The 23545-nt window shown below is 51.3% G+C and carries 24 protein-coding genes; 21 read left to right on the forward strand and 3 right to left on the reverse strand.

Annotation, left to right across the window (positions count from 1 at the left end):
- Nucleotides 1-19: 19 nt before the first annotated feature.
- The gene (locus B152_RS0101120; protein ID WP_020590529.1) at nt 20-2020 is read right to left on the reverse strand and encodes a bifunctional alpha/beta hydrolase/class I SAM-dependent methyltransferase; all 2001 of its coding nucleotides are present in this window, start codon (nt 2018-2020) and stop codon (nt 20-22) included.
- 169 nt (nt 2021-2189) lie between these two features.
- Here B152_RS0101120 and B152_RS0101125 point away from each other — a divergent pair, with 169 nt between their 5' ends.
- Nucleotides 2190-3599 (forward strand): phosphatase PAP2/dual specificity phosphatase family protein, encoded by a 1410-nt coding sequence (locus tag B152_RS0101125; protein ID WP_020590530.1) that lies wholly within the window; start codon nt 2190-2192, stop codon nt 3597-3599.
- A gap of 112 nt (nt 3600-3711) precedes the next feature.
- Here the strand turns inward: B152_RS0101125 and B152_RS21995 are convergent, their stop codons facing one another.
- Nucleotides 3712-4020: a hypothetical protein gene (locus B152_RS21995; protein WP_020590531.1), complete on the reverse strand. Its 309-nt coding sequence runs from the start codon at nt 4018-4020 to the stop codon at nt 3712-3714.
- Between the two features lie 214 nt (nt 4021-4234).
- Between B152_RS21995 and B152_RS0101135 the strand changes: the two genes are divergently transcribed.
- The 9 genes from B152_RS0101135 to B152_RS22010 all read left to right on the forward strand — a co-directional run bounded on the left by B152_RS0101135 (nt 4235) and on the right by B152_RS22010 (nt 12420).
- Nucleotides 4235-4759: a GbsR/MarR family transcriptional regulator gene (locus tag B152_RS0101135; protein ID WP_026261173.1), complete on the forward strand. Its 525-nt coding sequence runs from the start codon at nt 4235-4237 to the stop codon at nt 4757-4759.
- A gap of 79 nt (nt 4760-4838) precedes the next feature.
- The gene (locus B152_RS22000; RefSeq protein WP_020590533.1) at nt 4839-5591 is read left to right on the forward strand and encodes a DUF4166 domain-containing protein; all 753 of its coding nucleotides are present in this window, start codon (nt 4839-4841) and stop codon (nt 5589-5591) included.
- Nucleotides 5539-7029: a TIGR01777 family oxidoreductase gene (locus B152_RS22005; protein WP_083921761.1), complete on the forward strand. Its 1491-nt coding sequence runs from the start codon at nt 5539-5541 to the stop codon at nt 7027-7029. The genes B152_RS22000 and B152_RS22005 overlap by 53 nt, the downstream gene beginning before the upstream one ends.
- Before the next feature lie 104 nt (nt 7030-7133).
- On the forward strand, nt 7134-8162 hold the full coding sequence (gene trpS, locus B152_RS0101150; protein ID WP_020590535.1) for a tryptophan--tRNA ligase: 1029 nt from the start codon (nt 7134-7136) through the stop codon (nt 8160-8162).
- Between the two features lie 302 nt (nt 8163-8464).
- Nucleotides 8465-9382, forward strand: a complete 918-nt coding sequence (locus B152_RS0101155; RefSeq protein WP_020590536.1) for a sulfite exporter TauE/SafE family protein — start codon at nt 8465-8467, stop codon at nt 9380-9382.
- Complete coding sequence (locus B152_RS0101160; protein WP_020590537.1) at nt 9379-10146, forward strand: TIGR02186 family protein; 768 nt, start codon at nt 9379-9381, stop codon at nt 10144-10146. Before B152_RS0101155 ends, B152_RS0101160 begins: the two co-directional genes overlap by 4 nt.
- Nucleotides 10147-10149: 3 nt before the next feature.
- On the forward strand, nt 10150-10674 hold the full coding sequence (locus B152_RS0101165) for a universal stress protein (RefSeq protein WP_020590538.1): 525 nt from the start codon (nt 10150-10152) through the stop codon (nt 10672-10674).
- A 131-nt stretch (nt 10675-10805) separates the two neighbouring features.
- Nucleotides 10806-11369 carry a NifU family protein gene (locus B152_RS0101170; RefSeq protein WP_020590539.1) on the forward strand — a complete coding sequence of 188 codons (564 nt, stop codon included), beginning with the start codon at nt 10806-10808 and terminating at the stop codon, nt 11367-11369.
- 19 nt (nt 11370-11388) lie between these two features.
- Nucleotides 11389-12420: a glucosaminidase domain-containing protein gene (locus B152_RS22010; protein ID WP_169337400.1), complete on the forward strand. Its 1032-nt coding sequence runs from the start codon at nt 11389-11391 to the stop codon at nt 12418-12420.
- A gap of 73 nt (nt 12421-12493) precedes the next feature.
- Here B152_RS22010 and B152_RS0101180 read toward each other — a convergent pair whose 3' ends face one another.
- Complete coding sequence (locus B152_RS0101180) at nt 12494-13570, reverse strand: polysaccharide deacetylase family protein (protein WP_020590541.1); 1077 nt, start codon at nt 13568-13570, stop codon at nt 12494-12496.
- A gap of 215 nt (nt 13571-13785) precedes the next feature.
- On the opposite strand from B152_RS0101180, the gene tsaB reads away from it, so the two are divergent.
- The 11 genes from tsaB (at nt 13786) to lnt (ending at nt 23542) form a co-directional block, all read left to right on the forward strand.
- Complete coding sequence (gene tsaB, locus B152_RS22015) at nt 13786-14490, forward strand: tRNA (adenosine(37)-N6)-threonylcarbamoyltransferase complex dimerization subunit type 1 TsaB (RefSeq protein WP_020590542.1); 705 nt, start codon at nt 13786-13788, stop codon at nt 14488-14490.
- Nucleotide 14491: 1 nt separating this feature from the next.
- Nucleotides 14492-14983 carry a ribosomal protein S18-alanine N-acetyltransferase gene (rimI, locus tag B152_RS22020; protein WP_020590543.1) on the forward strand — a complete coding sequence of 164 codons (492 nt, stop codon included), beginning with the start codon at nt 14492-14494 and terminating at the stop codon, nt 14981-14983.
- Nucleotides 14984-15150: 167 nt separating this feature from the next.
- The gene (locus B152_RS0101195; RefSeq protein WP_020590544.1) at nt 15151-15570 is read left to right on the forward strand and encodes a Ros/MucR family transcriptional regulator; all 420 of its coding nucleotides are present in this window, start codon (nt 15151-15153) and stop codon (nt 15568-15570) included.
- A gap of 108 nt (nt 15571-15678) precedes the next feature.
- Nucleotides 15679-16101 (forward strand): Fur family transcriptional regulator, encoded by a 423-nt coding sequence (locus B152_RS0101200; RefSeq protein ID WP_020590545.1) that lies wholly within the window; start codon nt 15679-15681, stop codon nt 16099-16101.
- Nucleotides 16102-16160: 59 nt separating this feature from the next.
- Complete coding sequence (locus tag B152_RS0101205) at nt 16161-16979, forward strand: GNAT family N-acetyltransferase (protein WP_020590546.1); 819 nt, start codon at nt 16161-16163, stop codon at nt 16977-16979.
- A 1-nt stretch (nt 16980) separates the two neighbouring features.
- Entirely contained in the window at nt 16981-17817 is an 837-nt protein-coding gene (locus B152_RS0101210; protein ID WP_020590547.1) for a lysophospholipid acyltransferase family protein, read from the forward strand.
- 58 nt (nt 17818-17875) lie between these two features.
- Nucleotides 17876-19294, forward strand: a complete 1419-nt coding sequence (miaB, locus tag B152_RS0101215) for a tRNA (N6-isopentenyl adenosine(37)-C2)-methylthiotransferase MiaB (protein WP_020590548.1) — start codon at nt 17876-17878, stop codon at nt 19292-19294.
- Nucleotides 19291-20334, forward strand: coding sequence for a PhoH family protein (locus B152_RS0101220; protein WP_026261175.1), 1044 nt, complete (start codon nt 19291-19293; stop codon nt 20332-20334). The genes miaB and B152_RS0101220 overlap by 4 nt, the downstream gene beginning before the upstream one ends.
- A gap of 86 nt (nt 20335-20420) precedes the next feature.
- Complete coding sequence (ybeY, locus tag B152_RS22025) at nt 20421-20984, forward strand: rRNA maturation RNase YbeY (RefSeq protein WP_425402020.1); 564 nt, start codon at nt 20421-20423, stop codon at nt 20982-20984.
- Nucleotides 20977-21918: a hemolysin family protein gene (locus B152_RS0101230; RefSeq protein WP_020590551.1), complete on the forward strand. Its 942-nt coding sequence runs from the start codon at nt 20977-20979 to the stop codon at nt 21916-21918. Before ybeY ends, B152_RS0101230 begins: the two co-directional genes overlap by 8 nt.
- 7 nt (nt 21919-21925) lie before the next feature.
- Nucleotides 21926-23542, forward strand: coding sequence for an apolipoprotein N-acyltransferase (gene lnt / locus B152_RS22030; protein WP_020590552.1), 1617 nt, complete (start codon nt 21926-21928; stop codon nt 23540-23542).
- The last annotated feature ends 3 nt before the right edge of the window (nt 23543-23545 follow it).

Below are 23545 nucleotides of genomic sequence, written 5' to 3' on the forward strand. Positions count from 1 at the left end.
TGATAAAGATTTTCTGTTTTTAGTTTTCGGGAGCTGTTTTATCTGTCGTTTTGACCCCGGATTTTTTCGCGGTTGCTTTAGGACTACGCGATTTAGCAGGGGCAGATTTCTTTGCACCGGTTCCGCTGCCCGTGGGCTTGGGAGGCGTTTTCGCTTTTGTCGCCGTGCCGGGTTTGCGGCGGGGAGCAGCCTTCTTAACGGGCGTTCCTGTATCGCTTTTGAGCGCCGCCGCTTTTGTTTTGGCTTTGTTGGCGGGTGCTGATTTTGCAGCTTCTTCCCCAATTACCTTTTGGGCGAGCGAGACGGTGAAGATACCAAACTCATCCACTTTCATGTCGATCTTTTTGAAGCCAGCGGCCTCAACCAGCTGATCCATTTCCTGCTGGCTGCGGCGGCGCATAACCCAGTCGCTGTTGTTGCGATGGCTGGTCAGCACCCGGGCAATAAATTCAAGCTGTGGATGCCAGGGCTGGTTGGTATAGATCAGATACCCCCCGGACTGTATCTTTTCGGCCAGACCTTTCAGGCTCAGAAGGACAGGCTGGTTTTCAGGGAAGAGTTCATACAGACCAGAAACGATCCCGATATTGGGGCTGTTATCGATTTCTGACAGCGAGGCAGGGTCAAAGGCATCGCCCTGTTTAAAGGTGACATTGTTCAGGCCATAGGCCTTTGCCCTGTTAGAGCCTTCCTTGACATTGTCATGGCTGTAGTCGCGCAGGAGTGCGGAGATATCCTGATCTTTTCTGGTGCGAAGAACGTCGAGAACATAACGCCCCTGGCCTGTGGCAAGTTCCGTAATCCTGACGGCTTCTCCTGTTTCGCCCAGGGTGGAAATGGTCTGGTCGAGGAGCTGCTCGATGTTTTCTTTTCTTTTGCGGATGCCTTTCCAGCCGGGACTGTCGAGAAAATTCCGGTCGATCAGCTTCCCGATCGGGTTACTGCCCCTGGCCTTGTTCTGGTAGACGTAGTCCAGCATGGCACCGGAATCAAAACCTTCGCGCCAGCCAAGCTCGATGCCATAACTCATTTTCCCGAGAGATTTCATCAGGTGTTTTGTCAGAGAGAAACAGGCTTTTTTGGGTGAGTACCAGGGCAGGGGCTGCCTGAGCTGATCATATTCATCTTTGGTATAACCGGCTTTATCTGCCTCAAGCAAAACCGGGGAGGCTTCGTCCCGGGCATAGAGATCGTCGATAAACATCCGCGCCTTGTTCAGGGGCAGGTGGCTGTTCTTCTCGTTGAAGGTATCGTGCAGGAAGCCGGGAAAGCTTTGCATTTCCTTGCGCGGACTGGTCAGACCGTTATAAAACTGGCGTTGTGCGGATTGTTTGACGACAAAATCGGCTCCGGAAGAGAGGATCAGTACCGGCACTGTGATCGCCCCGGCATCCGCCAGCAGGCGGCTTCCGGCGTCATAGAGCCCCAGCAGGATGTTCACGGCGATTTTTGGTGTGATCAGGGGATCGTTGTCGTAGGAACGCTGCTTTTCCGGATCGTGCGTGAGCAAGTGCCCTTTTACATAGCTGGATATAAAGGCCTTCCCTTTGATTTTTTGCAGTAAACGCAGCCCCGGGATGGCAAAAGGAGCATAGAGGCGGACCCGCAAGGCCGGACTGCCGAGGATCAGACCACGGATAGGGGGGCTGTAGTCATGCACCCAGGTGCTGACCAGAACAGATCCGACACTGTGACCAAGGATAACCATGTCGCTGTAGGCGATACCGTGTTCAATGGAAATATGGCGCACAAAGCTGTCGACATCCTTTACCAGGGTGTCGATGCTTTTGGCATAGCCTCTTTCTCCGGGGGATTTTCCATGTCCACGGGCGTCCCAGGCAAAGAAATTGAGGTCACCCTTGTCGAGATGATCAATCACATCCTGCCAACGCCCGGAGTGTTCGTGGCCGCGATGAAAAAGAATAACCGCTTTTTTTGATTTCTTTTTTGGTTGCCATGCGCGGTAAAACAGTTCTGTCTGGTCCCAGCTTTTCATGGTGTGTTCGGTAAGATCTAGCATCTATAAACCCTGAGAAAGTTATGAAGCGGTGATAAGAATATATACCAGAAGTGGTGGTTGTGGTTAAAACAATCAAGCAGAGGGATTTGTCCGCGGTTGCTGTGCCTTGGCTGACCTGATGTGGGGTGGAGGACAGTCCAGTAATAGGCAGACTGATTGGGGGAAGCGGGTGAGGATATCAAACAAACAGGACGGTTCGGCAGGCAGTCTGGTATGTGATCCAAGGCCTGTTTTTGATGCAGGGCCTGAGGCTGTACCACTGTTGAAGGAAAAACTGCTCTGGATGGTCAATCTTGGTCTGTTCTTTTTTCTCGTCTATGGAACAGTTAATTATATCAGTTTGCTGCGAGCGCCTCATCCGGCAGTCTTTGCGGAATGGGAAAGATTTATTCCCTTTATTCCCGAATTCATCCTGCCCTATATGTCTTCGGATCTGGTTTTTGTGATCGCCTTTTTCCTCTGTCGCAATCGCCGGGAAATCCAGGTGCTGGGTCTGCGTTATGGTGCAGCGATTACAGTGTCGGCTCTGTTTTTTCTGGTCTTTCCGCTTGAGTTTTCCTTTGTTCGGCCTCCGGTAACAGGCTGGCCGACCATGCTGTTTGACTGGCTGAGTCTGGACCAGCCCTTCAATCAGTTTCCCTCGCTGCATATTTCGCTCGGGTTTCTGGCGTGGCAACAGATCTGCCGTCGGCTGAAAGGGATTGCCTTTGCCATGGTTACGCTGTGGTTTCTGTTGATCGGGGCCTCGACAGTGCTGGTTTACCAGCACCATATGATCGATATCCTTGGTGGTATTACTGTCATTCCGGTTTTGCTGTGGCTGGTGCCGGATCGGGGTGAAAAATCTTTCTTTCCCCTTAGGTTTGTGACGCCGAGGCACCTGCATATGGCCTTGCGCTATCTGGTGCTGTCGGTTGGTTTGACGATATTTGCTTTTCAACTGGAATGGTGGGGGCTGATTCCGGGGAGCGCCGCCTTGTCGTTTCTCTACGTGTCTGCCTGTTATCTGCTGGGGTTCAACGGCTTTCTGTTCAAGGGGCGAAGAGGTTATCCCGCAATCGTATGCCTCCTGCTCTGGCCTTACCTGATTGCCAGCTGGCTTAACTGGCGGTTTTGGCAGGGCCGGATTGCGGCTCTGTGTGAATTCCAGCCCGGCCTCTGGCTTGGGGGGCGGCCAGGGAAAGCGATCTGGCAGGAACTCGAGAGCCTGGGGGTGACATCGGTTGTTGATCTGGTGCCGGAACTGACTTCCGGGGCGCCGGGTTCTTTCCAGGTGGGCCATATCCCCTTGCTTGATATTGCGATTCCTGCCCCCGAAGAACTCGACAGGGCGGCGAAGCAGATTAGCGATGGTCTGAAGGGGGAAGGGGTTTATGTCCACTGTGCACTGGGCATGTCCAGATCGGTCCTGGCGATCTGTGCCTTTTTGATCAGACAGGGATATAGCCCGGCAGAAGCTATGGCTCTTGTTGATGAAAAGCGTCCTGAGAGAGTTCGGCGCCCCTATATGATGATCTCGCTGGAACTCTATCGGACTTATTTGGATAAGAATGCTTTTTCAGATCAAGAAACGGGATAGAGCTCAAAACTCAAGAACAGCTGTTCACAGAGAAACACAGCAAAGGAGGGAGCGGTAGGAGCCACTCCCTGCTTTTGTGTTATCTGGGCATCAACGGGGGGGGGGGGGNGGGTTACCGATGTTTTCTTCTGTCATCATGCCCGGACCATTTTGAATTCTTATGATTGTGATGTTTGTTGCGTTTGGTGTGATGGTGATTGTGTTTTTGGTATTCATGTTGATTTACAATAACATAACGCGGGGAAGTCTGTTTGTAATGATGGCTGTGGTGGTGTTGGTAAACCGGGATGGGTTTGACGATTATTATTTTTATACCTGGCAGTGAAAAGTTGCTGTCAGCCTGGGCAACACGGGTTGTTGTGCTGCCAAGCAGGATAAGCGCTGCGAAGCTGTAGAGAGCTTTTTTATATAACTTCATCATGATCACCTTAAGTATCGACACCCCCTGTCATGCTTCATAAACGTTCAAGGCAGAAAGTTCCGTCGCGGATACTGGATGAAATTTTTGTGATCGTTGATTTATTAAAGATTCACGGCACAGATTGTTATGCGGAAGGCGGAGCTGCTGAAAAGCACTTGATCTTCAAATAATATTCTTGTATTTCTGTAATAACAGAAATTACGGAAATTATATAATGCATCTTTCTCCTTCTATGGAACGCTATGTACTACACTGGGGAGAGATGGGATCTCGCTGGGGCGTGAACCGTTCCGTATCACAAATCCATGCCCTGTTGTATCTGTCAGCACGCCCGCTGCATGCAGAAGAGATTTCTGAAACCCTGAATATTGCCCGCTCCAATGTTAGTACCAGTTTGAAGGAGCTACAGGGCTGGGAGCTGGTACATATGGTTCATGTTCTGGGGGATCGCAGAGATCACTTTGAAGCCCCGCATGATCTTTGGGAGATGTTGCTCACCATTGCAAATGCTCGCAAACAACGGGAAATTGCGCCAACTCTGAGTACCTTGCGAAAATGTGTGCTGGACGGCTCTGAAGAAAGAGATATCCCGGCAGAAAGCTTGAAACGTATGGAAGATATGTTGGAGTTTATTGCCAATCTTACCAGTTGGTATGAGCAGGTCAGTAAATTGCCCAAAGGAACCCTGATCAAGATCATGAAACTCGGTGCAAAAGTTGCGAAATTGATCGGTAAGTAAGCCGGGCGGGCTTTTGCCCGCTTTTCTTTTATGAGGTAATTTCTGTTATGACAGAAATTACAGAAAAGGAGAATAAAAGGTGATAAAAAATGAGTTATCTGTCTCCTCTTCTGTGCTTCGGACCGCTTCGCCCCTTGAGCTTTTATTACCTCGCGCGGCAGGCGGAGAGGAGCTGGCAGATCTACGGGGCCTTGTGGGCGAACCCGGCTGGAGCAGGTTGCATCCGGCAATTCGTCAGCGCTTTGGTACCTGCAGCAATCGAGGCGAAAAACACCTTTACTGCGGCAGGATGGAAAAAGTTCAGCCGAATTGGTTTGGGGTTGTCACAGCCTGGATTTCTCGCCTCTTTGGCTCCCCGATGGCTTGGTCTCAGGGGGAGAACGTTCCCTGTGACGTCTATACCTATGATGATGAAAGTCGGCCGGGAGGAACCGTTTGGGAGCGCCATTATTTCTTCAGAGGGCAAAACAGGCAGGTCGCACGTACAACCAAGATAATCACAAATGACATGGGCTTACTGGAGTGCTTTGGCGGGGGGCTGGGCATGACCTTGAAGCTGGAGGAGAAGCGAGGGGCCTTAAGTTTTATCTCGACTGCTTTTTTTATCGAAATCAACAAGGCCAGATTTACCCTGCCCCGTTTGCTCAGTCCAGGCAGGTTAGAGGTGACGCACCGGCACGTAGGGCCGAACTGCTTTCAATTCACACTCGAAGTATTTCACCCCCTGCTTGGCCGGACGGTTTTTCAGGACGGGTATTTTTCAGAAAAGGAGATGACAGATGGAGCTTGTACTTGGCCTGCTTGTGATACAGGGGTTGATGGGCGCATTTGATAACCTCTGGCATCATGAAATTACAGAGGCCTTGCCTTCCAAGCCTGGGGCTCGCAAGGAGCTGATGTTACATTCTGCGCGGGAATTTATCTATGCAGCCCTTTTTATGATGCTGGGTTGGGCCAGCTGGCATGGATATTTGGCGTTTTTTGTCATGTTCCTGCTGTTGGTGGAAGTCGGGATCACACTGTGGGACTTTATTGAGGAAGATCTGACCCGCAAGCTGCCACCGCTTGAGCGGATATTGCATACGGTTCTGGCAATGAATTACGGAGCCGTGTTGATTCTGTTGTTGCCCCAGCTTTGGCAGTGGGGGTTGGAAAACTCTACAATCACGCCTGTTGATTATGGCTGGATTTCCTGGGTAATGAGCCTTTATGCCATTGGCGTCTTTCTCTGGGGTGTGCGGGATTTAATGGCTGTGATCAGCCTCGGGCCTCTTCAGATCCCTGAATTTATACGTAAACCAATAGTGATCGGTGAAAATAGTAACCCAAAAACCATCCTGATAACGGGTGCAACAGGTTTTATTGGCAAGGCTGTGGCTCGCCATTTGTTGTCCAGGGGGGAGAAGATTCTTGTTCTGACTCGGGATAAGGGAAAAGCAAAAGGCATCTTTGGGCCTCTGGTTGAAACCTTGAGTTCATTGGATGATATTTCCAAAAACCAAAAGATAGATTCGGTAATCAATCTTGCCGGAGAACCTATTATCGGCCTGCCCTGGACAGGGGCGCGTCGCAAGTGCCTGCTGCTCAGCCGGATTGAGACAACAAGGTCCGTCGTCGAGCTGATTCAGCGACTGGAGCATAAACCGTCGGTGCTGGTGAGTGCATCCGCGGTTGGTTATTACGGGGATGGCGGGGAGGAGCGGTTGGATGAAACCGCGCCGGGCCAAGAGGTGTTTGTGTCAAAGCTTTGTCAGCAGTGGGAAGCTGAAGCCCGGAATGTGGAAAACCTGGGCGTACGGTTAGGCCTGTTGAGATTCGGAATTGTTTTGGGAGAAGGGGGCGGGGCATTGCCCGGTTTTGCCACTCCGATCAGATTTGGCCTTGGCAGCATTTTTGGCCAAGGGCAGCAGTGGATGCCGTGGATTCATCTTGGTGATGCGATCCGTTTGATCGACTTTGTGCTTGATCGGAAGGATGTTAAGGGGGTGATCAATGCGGTGGCACCTGGTATTACCAGGCATCAGGTTTTTATGAAAACTCTGGCACGGAAACTTGGGCGTCCCCTGTTCTTTCGTGTTCCTGAATTTTTGCTTAAAGCAGGACTTGGGGAAATGTCTGTACTCTTCTTGCAGGGGCAGCAGGTCGTTCCGGTAAAAGTTCTGGAAGCTGGCTTTGTTTTTTCATATCCGACTTTATCCCAGGCTGTGGCGGATCTTTTTCCGGATAAGGCCACTGTTTTACCTGACAAGAAACTCAAGAGGGCTCTTTGACTCTTCTGGTCACTCAATTCAGGCGCTCTTGACCCGCTGCTTTTGAACGGCGATAAAGCGAGCCTTGATTTTTACAACAACCGCTATGGGAACGGATCTTCCACATGAAGCGTATTTTCTCGGGTGTTCAGCCCACCGGGAACCTGCATCTGGGCAATTATCTGGGTGCTATTCGCAACTTCGTACGTCTGCAGAATGACTATGAGTGTATTTTCTGCGTCGTCGACATGCATGCGATTACCGTCTGGCAAGATCCGAAACAGCTGGTTCTCAATACGCGGGAAGTTGCGGCTTCCTATCTGGCGGCAGGTGTTGATCCGAAACGCCACATTATCTTTAACCAGTCCCAGGTTTCGGCGCATGCCGAGCTGGGCTGGATTTTCAACTGTGTGTCGCGCATCGGCTGGCTCAACCGCATGACCCAGTTCAAGGACAAGGCAGGGAAAAACAAGGAAAAGGTTTCGACCGGGCTTTATGTTTATCCAAACCTGATGGCGGCAGATATTCTGGCCTACAAGGCAACACACGTGCCGGTGGGTGAAGATCAGAAACAGCATCTGGAACTGACACGGGACATCGCGCTGAAGTTCAACAACGACTTTAAGGTGGACCTTTTCCCCGTGCCCGAGCCTCTGATTATGGGGGCGGCAACGCGGGTGATGAGCTTGCGGGATGGTAGCAAAAAGATGAGCAAATCCGATCCGTCAGATTATAGCCGGATCACCATGATGGATGATGCCGATACCGTGGCAAAAAAAATCCGCAAGGCGACAAGTGATCCGCATTTGATCCCGGGCGTCGAGGTTTTGGGGGAAAATGGTTCCTTGCCGGATGAAATCCGTAAAGAGAGACCAGAGGCTTTTAACCTGCTCTCGATTTATGCGGCTTTGCAGGATCAGGCCCTCAAGGACGTGCTTGGGGAGTTTGAAGGCAAAGGTTTTGCCGAATTCAAGCAATCTCTTACTGATCTTGCGGTTGTGAAGCTGGGGCCGATGGGAGCCGAGATGAAGCGTCTGATGGATGACAAGTCCTATGTGGATGGCATCCTGAAAGAGGGGGCCGGGCGAGCTGCGGCCTTGGCCGAGCCTGTCATGCGCGAAGTTTATGATGCCGTCGGGTTTCTGCGTTCCTAGGAGCTCTGGTCTGGAACTCTGATTCCTGTTGAAAACAGCATTATTGTTAAAAAGGCTCCTGTGAAAGCGGGGGCCTTTTTTGCCGGGAGATCATAAAAATTCTTCCGCGATGTAATATCCGCCGCAGGAAATATGCAAAAAGTTGAAAGAACAGGGAAAAAGCAGGCCGTTCCCCCTTTTCCTTTTTGAGCTGGCGGGATAGATTTTTATTAAAGTGAACGCTTTGTAGATTCACGGGAGGCGAATTCCGCCAGGATGGGGTACGGCCATATGCTCACCACCAAGAAAAACGGCTGAGGGCGATGCAAATATATCTGCCTATCGCTGAAATTTCTGTTGATATCATTCTGTTGCTGGCAATGGGTGGTGGTGTCGGGTTTCTCTCGGGTCTTTTCGGTGTCGGTGGCGGGTTTCTGATGACCCCGATCCTCATACTGGTCGGCGTACCACCGGCAGTTGCGGTGGCGACCCAGGCAAACAATGTGATTGCCTCTTCTGTTTCCGGGGTTTTTGCCCATTGGAAACGGGGTAATGTAGACTTTCTGATGGGCTGGATTCTGCTGGCGGGTGGGTTTATTGGCTCTACTGTCGGGGTTGGGATCTTTACCCTGCTGAAAAACCTCGGGCAGATTGATCTGGTGATCAACCTCTGTTACGTGATTTTTCTGGGTACCATTGGCCTGTTGATGATGCTGGAGGGAATTAAGGCCGTATCTCACCGTAGAAAGACCGGTGGGGCTCGACGCGGCAAGCTGCACGAACACAACTGGTTTCACGGTTTGCCCCTGAAAATGCGTTTCCGGAAATCCCGCCTCTATATTTCTGCCCTTCTGCCTTTGGGAATTGGTTTTTTCGTTGGTATCCTCTCGGCGATTATGGGTGTTGGCGGTGGATTTATTCTGGTGCCCGCCATGATCTACATGCTGGGTATGCCAACGGCGATGGTCATCGGTACTTCTCTGTTCCAGATTATTTTTGTTGCGGCCAACGTCACTTTTCTTCAGGCAATGCAAAACCAGACTGTGGATATCGTTCTTGCCTTGCTGCTGTTGGTCGGCTCGGTACTTGGTGCCCAGTTTGGCACCCGGATCGGGGCCAAAATGCAAGGGGACTGGCTCCGGTTGCTTTTGGGGGTTCTGGTGGTGATGGTTTGTGGAAAACTTTTCCTCGATCTTTTGGTGACCCCTGCTGACTTCTATTCTCTGGAGATGGTGCGATGACTCCTTTCCAGCATCTCCTCTCCTTGTCGGCGCGCATTTTGTTTTTGCTGACAGTTTTGATTTTTATTGCGCATCCGAAACAGTCCCGGGCGATTGAAGTCGATTTATCCAGCCACCTCGTGGCAATTACCGCTGGTTTTTCTGGTGATAAAATCCTGCTGTTTGGCAGTATTAACTCTCCAGGCGAGGTTCTGGTGGTTGTCCGGGGACCAGACGCTGATTTTAAGATGCATCGCAAGGAGCAGGTTGCCGGGATCTGGATGAATACAGCGACCATGCGCTTTGAGAAAATACCAAGTTTCTATGCCATTGCCGGGACCGGGCCGCTTGAAGAAATTGCCAGCCCGACAACCAGGGCTTTGAATGGAATTGGTTTCGACCATATTGGCCTCGAGTTACCCGTAACCAAGGCAGCCGGAGGTATTGCCGAACAGTGGAAAGATTCTCTGCTGCGCAATCTTCTCCGGGCAGGAAATTACCAGTTGGCCAGTGCCGAGATTGTTTTTCTGGGGGAGCACCTGTTCAAGACAGAATTTGAGCTGCCGGCAAATGTCCCCACAGGAAGTTACAGTGTCAGTGTCTATCACCTGCGTGAAGGGCAGATTATTGATGCCCGGACGACACCCCTGTCGGTTTCCAAGATCGGGGTCGAGGCTGAAATTTATGACTATGCACATCATCAGGGGACAATGTATGGTATCCTCGCAATTGTTATTGCGCTTGTATCCGGGTGGATGGGCCACCTCGCGTTCCGTAAGGGATAATGCATGAGTGAAACTGAATCGCCAGACCCGTCGGCAGAAAACAAACTGCATCGCGACCATGGTTCCAAGGATCGTATCTTTCTGGTTGTTGTCGATGATAGTGACGAAATGCTGCAGGCGATGCGCTTTGCTTGCCGCCGGGCTTTGCATACTGGCGGGCGTGTGGCCTTACTTTATGTCATCGAGCCAGCTGAATTCAATCACTGGATGGCCATTGGTGATCTGATGCAGGAAGAAGCCAGGGAAGAGGCAGAAAGACGGTTGCAGGACATGGCCGAGGAAGTACAAGAATATTCCGGCCAGATGCCTGTCCTCTATGTCCGTGAAGGGGATCGCCGTGACGAGTTGCTCAAACTGGTCAATGAAGATGAACAGATTTCCATTCTGGTGTTGGGTGCAAGTTCAGGCTCAGGGGGACCGGGGCCCCTGTTGACAGCCCTTATGGGAAAACATATCGGCAAGCTGCGTGTTCCAATTACGGTCGTGCCGGATAATCTGGAACCGGCAGCAATTGACGAGATCAGTTAAGCCTTTCTTTTTCTGATCATTTGTATCTCTTGCTGTGCCGGATCCGGGCTCAATGTGAGTTCCTGCTTGAATGTCCCCTGCAAGATTACATATAAGAACGAGAACCAACCGCGTTTCAGAAGAGTTTAAACATGTTTATTCAGACCGAGCAGACCCCAAATCCCGCAACCCTGAAGTTTCTTCCAGGCTGTCCGGTGCTGTCAGAAGGGACCGCTTTTTTTGAATCCCGGGATGCAGCTTCAAGCTCGCCTCTGGCTCAGCGCTTGTTCGATGTCGAGGGCGTGACGGGTGTATTTTTCGGCGGTGATTTTATTACCATCACCAAATCCGAAGACAAGGAATGGTACATTCTCAAGCCGTCAATTCTCGGCACGATTATGGAACACTTTACGGCTGGTCGTCCGGTCATGACCGATGGTGCTACCGGGATTACTTCCCACGCCACGACCGAAAGCGGCGATGACGACGAGATCGTCTCCCAGATCAAGGAACTGCTTGATACCCGAGTGCGTCCGGCTGTTGCCCAGGACGGCGGCGATATCGTATTTCACGAGTTCACCAATGGTGTTGTCTATCTTCACATGCAGGGCGCCTGTGCCGGTTGCCCGAGTTCTACTGCGACCCTGAAGATGGGGATCGAGAACATGCTGCGCCATTATATTCCGGAAGTCAGTGAAGTCCGGGCAATTTCCTGACTTCTGACGGCTGCTTTTGTTGGATAAATCTTCAGTGGTACAACCTCCCTTGAGGAAAAAATCTCTTCTGCACCAGATTGTATTCTGGTTGCTGACGGGGGGATTTTGTTTTGTCGCTGCGGCTTTGTTGATACCGGAAGCAAGGCGGGGAGAGTTCTTCCCCGCAGGAATTTCTCCGGATAGTCGGGAGAATATGCTGAGCCTGTTTCAGGCGCATGAATATCACCTGGCGGATGTGCGAAATCAAAAGATTGCTGTTCCCCGGTTGTTTATTGATCGACTTCCGGATGATTTTGCGAAAGAGCCTGATATCGAAGTTCGCAAAAGCCTTTTTATCCGAAGCATGCTGCCTCTGGTTCTTCGGGTGAATGAAAAAGTTCTCCGGGAGAGAGAAAAGCTCATTATGTTCTCCGAACGGCTGGAGCTGGATGAGAAAAATCCTGAAACGAATGTGTTTTCTCCGAGTGAACTCGAGTGGCTGATCGAGCTGACCGAGCGATACAGGGTTACCAAGATACTGCGGGACGGGCGTGTCGATCCGGTAAAACTGACGCGCTTGACCAAGCGTGTCGATGTTGTGCCTGTCAGCCTTATTCTGGCACAGGCGATACAAGAAAGCGGTTGGGGCACATCGCGGTTTGTCCACGAGGGAAATGCTTTGTTCGGCCAGCGGATATGGGCAGTAAACGGTGCCGGTCTGGTTCCGCAGGACAGGGGAGAGGAAGAGTCTTTCCGGGTCCGAAGCTTTGGTCGTTTACTGGAGTCCGTTGAGGCCTATGTCCACAACCTGAACAGCCATGTTTCCTACAGCCAGTTCAGATCCCGCCGGGGACAGCTCAGGCGGGCTGGCACGAATCTCGACGGGGCTGCGCTGGCGATGAGTCTGACCGCCTATTCAGAAGAAGGTGGAAGGTACGTTGCTGCACTGCAGTCAGTAATGTCTTCTAACAAACTGCAGGATTTTGATCAGGCAAAACTTGTTTCCAATACTGTCGCATTGAATGGGTCTCTTGTTTTCAGCCGACTTGCCTTCCTGTATCCCAAAGGCTGATACAGCCAGCTGCGTTCTGCTTCCTCAGGGCCAATCCAGTGCTCTACTTCCGGGAGGAAATCCCGGCCTGAGATTACCTTGGTGGTTCAGGGACATAATATTGCTGGCCGAACCAGCGCCAGCGTTTGTCCGGCCCGAGCATGGTGCAGTTGAGCCGGGCCCTGCCGGGTGTGAAGGGGGCAGAAAGCCGGACTTCAACCCTTCCTCCACCCAATTGCATGAGTGATACGTCATTTTGCGAGCTGTAACAGTTCAGTCCGGCATAGCTGCCATCTTCTCGCGTCGGGATCTCGGGAGAGATGGTAAAGCCAATGTTCGGAGGATTGTTTGTGCTGTCGAGCATCGGATTTTCCGGCAACACTGCAAGTACAGGGAGTGGAAGAGTGTTAATGGCCAGCTCGAATCGTTCGATTGTTCCAAAACGTTCATTGAAGGTAAAGCGCGGGAGTTGAAACAGATCGTCGGTGCGCGAGACGGTTCCTGAATGTTGGCCAAAGGCGGCCTTGAAACCAGATTTCCTGACGACCTCTATGAGCGGGGAAGAAATTTCGCCGTAGGGATAGGAAAAGATATCTGGCTCTTTGCCCAGAGTGCGCCTGAAGAGTACGTTTGCCTGATCGATTGAAGCTTTTTGCTCCTCGGGTGTCAGGTCCGTCATGTGCTGGTGCTGATGGGCATGGTGACCGATGCTGACAAGTGGATCGGCCGTAACTTCCCGTAACTGTGCCCAGGACATATAGTCGGGCTGATTTTGTTCAATGGGCTCGGTGGAAACAAAGACCGTTACGGGCAGGCCTGCTTTCTGAAACTCTTTCCAACCTGTCTCATAAAAAGAGGCAAAGGCATCATCGACGGTAATTCCTATGGTCCGGTCGGGAAGCTGTCGCCCTTCTTTCAGGGCATCTGTGATTTCTGATAGAGACAAAACCGCGTAGGGGCCGCTTTTGAGCAACTGGATGTGGCTGCGCAATAAATCCAGCGGAATATTTGTCGTCGGGTAAGCTGCCTGATCGAAACGATGATACATAATAATGACAGCGCCGTTGAGCTGCTCTGTCTCCACGGTTTGTGCAGAAGCATTGTTGCCAGGGGAAATGAGATGAAAACTCATAAACAGGGCAAGACTTGCGAGAAAGTGGGACGAGCGCATTTACTTCCATCCGGGTGTCAGTGAGCAGAGATTCTGGATTTATGATTTTTGTAAAATTACTTGTTACAGTAAAGATACTTGCTAAAAGGTTTTAAAAGTACCGGCATTTTTACCAAATGCTTTTGATCTGTTGTCTCTGGCTGCGCCGTTTCTTTACGATAGCTTACAGAGATCAGATATCAGGTTTTAAACTAACAGAATGATGTTTACCAATCATGTGTGCAGATGATTCTATTTTCCTAGGACTGGATACAGCGGGTTCTTCCTGTTCTGTGGCCATTGTAAGAGCAGGAGTGGTCCTGGCTTCCCGGCTGGAGGAAATGCGACGTGGTCAATCAGAGCGCCTGTTGCCCATGATCAATGACGTGCTTTCGGATACGGGTCTCGACCTGTCGGACATGGCGGGTTTTGCGGTTACCACTGGGCCGGGCGGTTTTACCGGGGTCAGGATCGGGTTGGCCGCGGCACAGGGGTTTGCTCTTGCCTGTGACAAACCTCTGGTCGGGGTAAACAATTTTGAGGTTTTGGCGCGCGCAGCTCCAGCTGAGGAGAAGAGCGCAGTGGAGAGTTTGACGGTCTTGTTGGACGCAAAAAGGGCAGAGCTGTTTGTCCAGTGTTTCACACCGGAGCTGAAACCCCTGACGGCACCTTTTGCTGTAAGCCCGGACCAGCTGGCCTCGAGTTTGCCCGCCGGGAAGCATCTCCTGGTTGGTGATGCTATAGAACAGGCGGAGGAGTTCCTCTCAAAGGCAAATATCGACTATACAATTTCCAGTGCGCTTCCTCGGGCGGATGCGTCCTGCCTTTTATTGCTGGCCTTGGAAAAAGAGCTGTTCAAACAGAAATCTCAGCGGCTTCAGCCGCTTTATCTGCGTGCTCCGGATGTATCACTGCCCAAAAATCATTCGGCAGGAAATTGAGGTGCCGGGGAAACAGTCTCTATCCGCAGGGGACGTTGTCCCGGGCGAAATGCTGGGGATAGAGGCATCCCACGCTGAAGTCTTGTCGTTGCTCCATCAGAGCAGTTTCGGAGAGGGGAGCTGGAGTCGGGATTCATTTGCACGAATACTTGACTTGCCGACCAGCAGGGGGCTGATTTATTGTGTTGGAAAAGTTCCTGTCGGTTTTGTTGTATGGCAAAAATCGTTGGATGAGGCAGAGATACTGACGTTTTGTGTTGATCTGCAGTGGCGTCGAAAGGGCATTTCTCGCCTTTTGATTGCTGAAATGTTGCAAGAGGCAAGTCAACAGGAAGTATGTAATTTTTTTCTGGAAGTTGCGGCAGATAATTACCCGGCTATTTCACTCTATTTGAGCTCAGGGTTTACCGAAATTGGTCGTCGCCCCAAATATTATCAGCGCGAGGGCGGAAAATCTGTAGATGCACTTGTCATGCAACTTGAAAATTTCTGATTTTAGCCATTTTTTTTAAAATATGATTTAAATCACAATAAATAGTTGGATTTCTCCCTTGTAATTTCAGGTAAATGACTTTAATTCGCTAGGTGACAAGTTATTCGACGCACAGTAATTGCGTAAAAAACCAAGACAACCTTAGATCTGGAAAGAACAGTCATACGATGTCTGAAGATAAATCCTCAATGGAACTTGTGGAGCTGACAACACGGCTTGTGGCTGCGCATGTTACCAATAATTCTGTTGCTATGGCTGATTTACCGCAACTAATCCGCGAAGTTCACAGCACTCTTGTGTCGTTGGGTGATGAAGAACGGAAAGAGCCGGAGCGGCCAATGCCAGCAATTTCGATTAAAAAATCGATCACACCGGAATTTATCATCTGCCTTGAAGACGGTAAAAAGCTCAAAATGTTGAAACGTCATCTGAAGACCGCTTACAACATGACACCGGAAGAATATCGGGAACGTTGGGGGCTGCCGCAGGACTATCCTATGGTGGCACCGAATTATGCCAAACAGCGCAGTTCCCTGGCCAAGCAGATTGGGCTTGGTACCCGGTCTAACCGGTCTAGTGATAAATAAATCGTTCGCGATGCATTTTTCTTGAAAAAAGCGCTGCTGGGTGTTTGCCGAGTAGCGCTTTTTTATGTAATTTAGAATTATTCAAAAATTACGACATCTTGGGTTCCCATGACATCAAAACTGGAAGTTCTTTGCGCTGAAAAAGGTTTGAAGATGACGGAGCAGCGTAAGGTTATTGCGCGGGTTCTGTCAGATTCTACAGATCACCCGGATGTGGAACAAGTCTATCAGAGGGCTTCGAATCTTGATTCCAAGATCTCGATCGCGACAGTCTACCGAACAGTAAAGTTGTTTGAAGAGGCCAATATTCTTGAGCGGCATGATTTCGGAGACGGGCGCGCCCGTTATGAGGAAGTCACCGAGCAGGATCATGATCACCTGATAGACGTCAATTCCGGTGAAGTTGTTGAATTTTCTGATGTGGAAATTCATGAACTTCTGAGTAAGATGGCATCAAAGCTTGGTTATCGGCTGGTCGATCATCGGTTGGAACTGTATGCTGTGCGCGAGGGCTGTCGCGAAATAAAATAGACACAATTATCTGTCATGGTCCTTGCAATGTATAATTTGAACCATGAAAGAAATGGGACATGCTCGAGGAATTAGTGCGACCCGTTGATGTTACTGCTGGGTCTCTGACCATTCGTTTGGCAGAAACCGAGCGAGAAATTCTGGCTGCCCAAAATCTGCGCTACAATATTTTCTACAACGAGATGTCCGCGCGTCCGACTGAAGAGATGCGGGCGGCCGAAAGAGACTTTGACAGTTTTGACCCCTTCTGTGATCACCTGCTGGTCTTTGATAATGAATGCGGCTCAGGGCCTGATGCAGTTGTGGGTACCTATCGGGTGATGCGCCGGGCCGGTGCAGCGGCTCGTGGGCAATTTTATTCCATAGACGAGTTCGATATTGGCAAGCTACTGGATTTTCCCGGCGAGGTTCTTGAGCTCGGGCGGTCCTGTATCAGCATGGATTATCGCCGGGGTTCGACAATGCAGCTGCTGTGGCGTGGCATTGCCCAGTATGTTTTTGCCTATGATGTAAAATATATGTTTGGCTGTGCGAGTCTGGAGGGAACCGATCCGACAGATCTGAAACTCCCTCTTTCCTATCTTTATCACAATCACCTTGCCGATCCGGAGATTTGTCCCCGGGCCTTGCCAGAGCGATATGTCTCAATGGATCTGTTGCCGGCCCAGGATCTGGATCCCCGCCAGGCGCTGAGGACTTTACCTCCTTTGATCAAGGGGTATCTCAGGCTGGGTGGTGTTATTGGCGACGGCGCTGTTGTTGACGAGCAATTTGGCACAACGGATGTCTGCGTAATTGTTGAGACCAGCAATGTGACCGACAAATATTATAACCATTACCGTCGTGAAGCCGAAGGTGCTGCGGATCAGGTGAACTGACATGTCCGATATCGCTGTTGCTTCGGGCTTGGGATCAGGGTTCAGGGCGACGCGGCGGCTTTTCGCCTATGTCGTTTTCACTTTCAGTCTGATTCCATTGCAGGCGCTATTGCTGCTGCTCCGTCTTCCTGGTCGCTACAAACTGCCTCTCTGGTATCACAAGGCAAGCTGTCATTTGACAGGAGTTCAGGTCATTGTCCACGGGAAGCGGAGTACGCGTCGGCCAACCCTTTTTGTATCCAATCATGTCTCATATTTGGACATTTCGGTGCTGGGAAGTCTGATTGACGGGCACTTTGTTGCAAAATCAGAAGTAAGCGGCTGGCCGCTCTTCGGGCTTCTGGCAAAACTGTCCGGTACTGTCTTTATCCAGCGTCGCCGTCACAAGGCCGGAGAGAACCGGGATGACATGTTGCGCAAACTCGGGGAGGGGAGGGACTTGATCCTTTTTCCCGAGGGAACTTCCAGTGATGGTCAGCGTGTGCTCCCCTTTAAATCGGCGCTGTTTTCTGTTGCCCAGATCCTGGGGGACGATAGACCCTTGCTGGTTCAGCCAATCTCCATTACATACACCCGTTTGGATGGTATGCCGATGGGCCGGTTGTGGCGACCTTTCTATGCTTGGTATGGGGATATGGAGCTGCCGGGCCATTTATGGCATGCACTGGCCATGGGAACCCTGACTGTTGAGGTCGAGTTTCTTGAGCCGGTAGAGGTAAGTGCCTTTGCAAACCGGAAAGACCTGGCAGTGCACTGTCACGCGGCTGTTTCCCGGGGTGTATCCAGTGCCCTGACAGGGCAGCGGTTACGCATAGCTTCTGATCCGAACAAGTGGTAATCTAAACGAAGTGTTGCGCGCTGCACCAGGTACCGACAGTCGTGTAACACCAGGCTGAATGGTAACATTGGTGGCAAAAAAACTTTATATCAAGACCTATGGCTGTCAGATGAACGTCTATGACACTGTTCGGATGACAGATGTGTTGACCCCCCTGGGATACAAAACCGTGGATAGCCCCGAGGGTGCTGACATGGTGATCCTCAATACCTGCCATATTCGTGAAAAGGCTTCGGAGAAGGTGTTTTCCGAACTCGGCTTGCTGCGCCGGATGAAAGACAAGCGTGAAGCTGCGGGCGAGCGCATGCTGATCGGTGTGGCTGGTTGTGTTGCCCAGGCCGAGGGGGAGGAAATTCTGCGCCGGGTCAAGCAGGTTGATATGGTGTTTGGGCCCCAGACCTATCATCGATTGCCGGAAATGGTGACGCAGGCTCTGGGTAATACCAGTGGGCGTGGCATTTCCGATACAGATTTCCCTGTTGAGTCAAAGTTCGACTTTCTGCCCGAAGAAAGCAACCATCAAGGACCTGCTGCTTTCCTGTCGGTGCAGGAAGGCTGTGACAAATTTTGTACCTTTTGTGTCGTGCCCTATACGCGTGGTGCCGAGTTTTCCAGGCCTGTTGCCTCCATTCTTGAGGAAGCCCGGCGACTGGTTGCGAATGGAACCCGCGAGATTACTTTGCTGGGGCAAAATGTTAATGGCTTCCATGGCGAGGCCCCTGATGGCAGTAACTGGAAACTTGGCCGTTTGTTAAGAGAGCTTGCCGAGATCGATGGTCTGGGCAGGCTGCGCTATACCACCTCTCATCCGAATGATATGGATGATGAGCTGATTGCCACCCATGCTGATCTGGTGTCCTTGATGCCTTATATGCATTTGCCGATCCAGAGTGGTTCAGACCGCATACTGGAGATGATGAACCGCAAGCATACTGCAGATAAGTATCGAGGGATTATAGACAAGCTGCGTACAGCGGTGCCGGGCCTTTCTCTTTCTTCTGATTTTATCGTGGGCTTCCCCGGCGAAACGGATCAGGATTTTGCCGATACTCTGCGTCTGGTGACAGATGTCAGCTACGCCCAATCCTATTCCTTCAAATACAGCCCCCGCCCCGGAACCCCGGCTGCAGGTATCGAGGCCCAGGTTCCCGAGGATGTCAAATCAAGACGCCTTGCAATGTTGCAAGAGCTCCTGAGTGCCCAGCATCTGGCATTTAATCAGGGAACAGTCGGGAAAACACTTTCAGTTCTTCTGGAGCGTAAGGGGCGGGCGGAAAACCAGCTGGGAGGCCGCAGTCCTTACATGCAGTCAGTCTTTGTGAAGGCTCCAGAACGTCTGATGGGACAAGTTGTTGATGTAAAAATCGAAACTGCCAATCCAAACTCATTGACCGGAACGGTTGTAACAGGTGACTATGAGAGTGTAGGGGCGCAGGCCGCTAATTTGACAGGAACCGGAATGGAGGTACGCATTTGATTTCCAGAGCTCGCAACGGACAATCTAGCCGCGATCCCAGGCAGAATAAACATCTGGAATTCGCCGACAACAGTCTACTTCCCATGCTCTACGGGGAGCATGACCAGCACCTGCTCCAGCTAGAACAGCAATTGGGAGTCAGTCTCGCCTCCAGAGGCAATCAGGTTTCGATTAGTGGTGACAAGGACTCCGTAGCGACAGCCCGTGTCGTCCTGAAGGCGCTTTATGAGCGCTTGCAGAAAGGGCTTGAGGTGGGCGGTGGTGACGTTGATGCAGTGGTTCGTATGGCGCAGATGACGCCTGACGTTGAAGAGACCGAAAAGGCCGTCGAGTCTACGCATGGCGACGAACTGGCAATTATAACCCGCAAACGTCGCTTGAACCCACGATCACCGGGGCAGGCTGCCTATATTAAGGCCATGCAGCGTCATGAATTGGTTTTCGGTGTTGGTCCGGCGGGGACAGGTAAAACCTATATGGCTGTTGCCTACGGTGTTTCCTTGCTTCTCAGCGGAGAAGTCGAGCGGATCATTCTCTCCCGTCCGGCAGTTGAGGCCGGGGAGCGGTTGGGTTTTCTGCCCGGAGACATGAAAGACAAAGTGGATCCCTATCTCAGGCCTCTCTATGATGCTTTGCACGACATGTTGCCATCGGATCAGGTGAGTAGTCGCCTGGAACATGGTGAGATCGAGATCGCCCCTCTGGCCTTTATGCGAGGGCGGACCCTCTCCAATGCCTTTGTTATTTTGGATGAAGCCCAGAACACCACGCCTGTTCAGATGAAAATGTTTTTGACGCGGTTGGGTGAAAACAGCCGGATGGTTGTTACCGGGGATCTCTCCCAGGTTGACTTGCCCAAAGGACAGCCCTCAGGACTGCGGGATGCCTCAGAGACGCTTGCCAATCTTGATGAGGTTGCCTTTGTCCAGTTTGCTCATGCCGATATTGTTCGTCACAAGCTGGTGACAAAGATTGTCCGGGCTTACGACACGAGAGAAAAGACTGGTGACGTTAAAGAAAGAGACTTTTTTGATGGGTGATGTTTCCTCCCTGCAGCGCTTGTTGCGGAGATATACCGGTGCCTGACCTCGAAAGCTGTGCTGATCAGGATGAGGATCACGACAGTATTTTTACCGGAATTGATATCGGGATCAAACTGGAAGACCCGTCCTGGGCAGGTGATCTGCCACACTATCGCCCGCTTGTTCATCGTGCTGTTATGGCTGCTTATGTTCTCGGTGGGTTTTCTGCTGAGGCGAGCAGTGTAGCAACAAGTAAAATTGGCAGTGCAGAATTGTCTGTTGTTCTGTCTGATGATTGTTCTGTTCAGGTTCTGAACCGCAATTATCGTGGAAAAGACAAGGCAACCAATGTGCTTTCCTTTGCAGCGCTTGATGATCCGGATGAGGAGGCCTTGGCATTACAGCGCGGAGTGTTGTCGCTCGGGGATATTGTTTTGTCCCGCGAGACCTTGATCCGGGAAGCGCGCGACCAATCTAAGAGGCTGGAAGATCACTTTACCCATTTGCTGGTGCATGGCGTATTGCACTTGCTGGGGTATGATCATCTGTCTGAAGACGAAGCCATTGAAATGGAAGGGCTGGAGGTGGATATCCTCGGCAGGCTTGGCATTGCTGATCCTTATATGTTCGAGACACGATCCCCTCAGAGTAGAGCAATAGATGAGTGAGATATCAGGTAACGGAAAACCTGTGCGTGGCCAGGGTTCGGAGACAAGTTCGAACGGTGGCTTCCGCAACTGGGTAAGCCGTACTTTCGGTTTCAAGAATGGTGATTCATCTTTGCGGGAAACCATAGAAGAGATCATCGGCGAAATAGAAGAGAGTGAAGGGGAGACAGAATCTGCGACCCCGATTGGGGCGGATGAGCGGATGATGCTTGGTAATATCCTCAAGCTCCGCCATCTTGCCTGTTCGGATGTTATGGTTCCACGCGCTGATATTATTTCCGTAGATATTGAGACGCCGATCAACGCGCTGATCGATGTCATGAGTGCGGCAGGTCATTCACGTCTCCCGGTTTATCGCGGAACCCTGGATGATGTGGTCGGGATGGTTCATATCAAGGACGTGCTTGAGTATTCAAAAGGAACACGAAACCCGAACCTTTCCAGTATTGTACGTCGGGTTCTGATCATTGCCCCGTCCATGCGGGCGATTGATCTGTTGCTCGAGATGCGAATGTCCCGGCTTCATATGGCGCTGATTGTTGACGAATTTGGCGGGATTGATGGTCTTGTCACGATTGAAGATCTGGTTGAGGAAATCGTCGGCGAGATCGAAGACGAGCACGATACAAACGAGGGGCCGCGGTTTTATCCCCGTCCCGACGGGTCGATTATTGCTGATGCCCGTTGCGAGATCGTTGATCTTGAAGAAAAAATTGGAAATATCCTGACGGATCAAGAGCGTGAAGAAGATATCGATACACTTGGCGGGCTGGTTTTCTGGCTGGCGGATCGGATACCGGCACGGGGTGAATTGATTCTGCATGAAGAGACCGGGATCAGCTTTGAGGTCATGGAAGCGGATCCCCGGCGGATCAAACGTTTGCGTATTTGGAAAAGTGGCCCGGTTTCTGCCGGAGAAACAGCAGAGGAATAGCCCTGATATGATTTTTGCCCGGGGGTTGGCAGGCCTGTACGGCCTGAGCGCAAGAATTCAGGCACTGGCAGGTTGGCGCCGCTATTTCCTGGCTCTGGTTCTGGGAACTGCTTCGGCGACGGCTTTCGCGCCGCTTTTTCTGATTCCGCTTTTGCTTCCTGCATTTAGTGGCTTGCTCTGGTTGCTCAGGGGCGCTGAGAGCCCAAAGAAAGCTGCCCTGTTGGGCTGGGCTTTTGGTGCCGGGCATTTTGCTGTGGGGCTTTACTGGGTTGGCGCGGCTTTTCTGGTCAACACTGCGCGTCACGCCTGGATTATGCCCTTTGCCATTGTGGCCCTGGCAGTCGGTATGGGGCTGTTCCACGGGTTGGTTACCTATCTTTTGGCGAGAAGCAAAAGCCGGGGTGTGGAGCAGGTGATTGCCTTTGTGGCGATCTGGCTGTGTGTCGAGTGGCTCAGGTCCTGGATTTTCACCGGGTTTCCCTGGAATTTGCTTGGGGCTGTCTGGACCTTCTCAGATGCTATGTTGCAGCTGGCAAGTGTGACAGGGGTCTGGGGGCTAAGTGTTATCACCCTCTTGGCTGCAGCAGCTCCCGCGGTTCTTTTTGATGAAAAATCATTGAGGCTGGCCGAACTTTCCCGTCGGGTTACATTCGTCTTTATTGCCCTGCTTCTGCCGTTGGTAGCCTGGAGTGGCGGGGCTTTGCGTCTTTCTATGGCCCCGGCTGGTCCGGAAGCTTTTGTTCCCGATATCACCTTGCGGCTGGTGCAACCGAATATCAATCAGGCAGATAAATGGAAGCCGGAGCAGCGGGGAGATCATATAGTTCAGCAGATGGGACTTTCTGCCGGGGAGGGCTTCAAGGAAGTTTCGCATGTGATCTGGCCTGAAACGGCGGTGCCCTTCCTGCTTTCTTCCGATAAGGACCTGCGCACGGTTATCTCTCGTGTCGTGCCGCCGGGCGGTTTTCTTTTGACGGGTGCGCCACGCATCGAAGAGGTGAATTTGCCTGATGAAGGAGGGGTAGAGCGCCGTTTTAAAAATGCGATCCACGCGCTGGATCGGCGGGGTGAGATTGTTGCTACCTATGACAAGTTTCACCTGGTCCCCTTTGGGGAATATGTGCCTTTTAATTTTCTTTTCCGTTTTGCCAAGCTGACTGTCGGACAATCTGATTTTACGCCGGGTCCCGGTCCCCGCACGCTGACCTTGCCGGGGTTGCCACCGGTAAGTCCCCTGGTTTGTTATGAAATTATATTCCCTGGTGCTGTGGTTGATGACGAGAACCGGCCCGACTGGATTTTGAATCTCACCAATGATGGCTGGTTCGGGATTACCAGTGGGCCCTATCAACATCTGGGGATGGCACAACTCAGAGCTGTTGAGGAAGGTCTGCCGGTCATTCGCGTGGCAAATACCGGAGTCTCGGCTTCGATCGATGCATATGGAAGAATAGTTGAAAGTGTCGATTTGGGAGAGAGAGGGATTGTTGACAGTGGTTTGCCCGTAAAAACCCTCAAACGGACTGTATTTTCTCGAGTCGGCAATTTTTCGGTCTTTTTTCTGTTTGCCGCTTTGTTGCTACCATTGGTAATCAGACGCTGGAGATCACCGAATCGTAACTAATTA

The organism is Kiloniella laminariae DSM 19542 (assembly GCF_000374005.1).
GTDB classification, from domain to species: domain Bacteria; phylum Pseudomonadota; class Alphaproteobacteria; order Kiloniellales; family Kiloniellaceae; genus Kiloniella; species Kiloniella laminariae.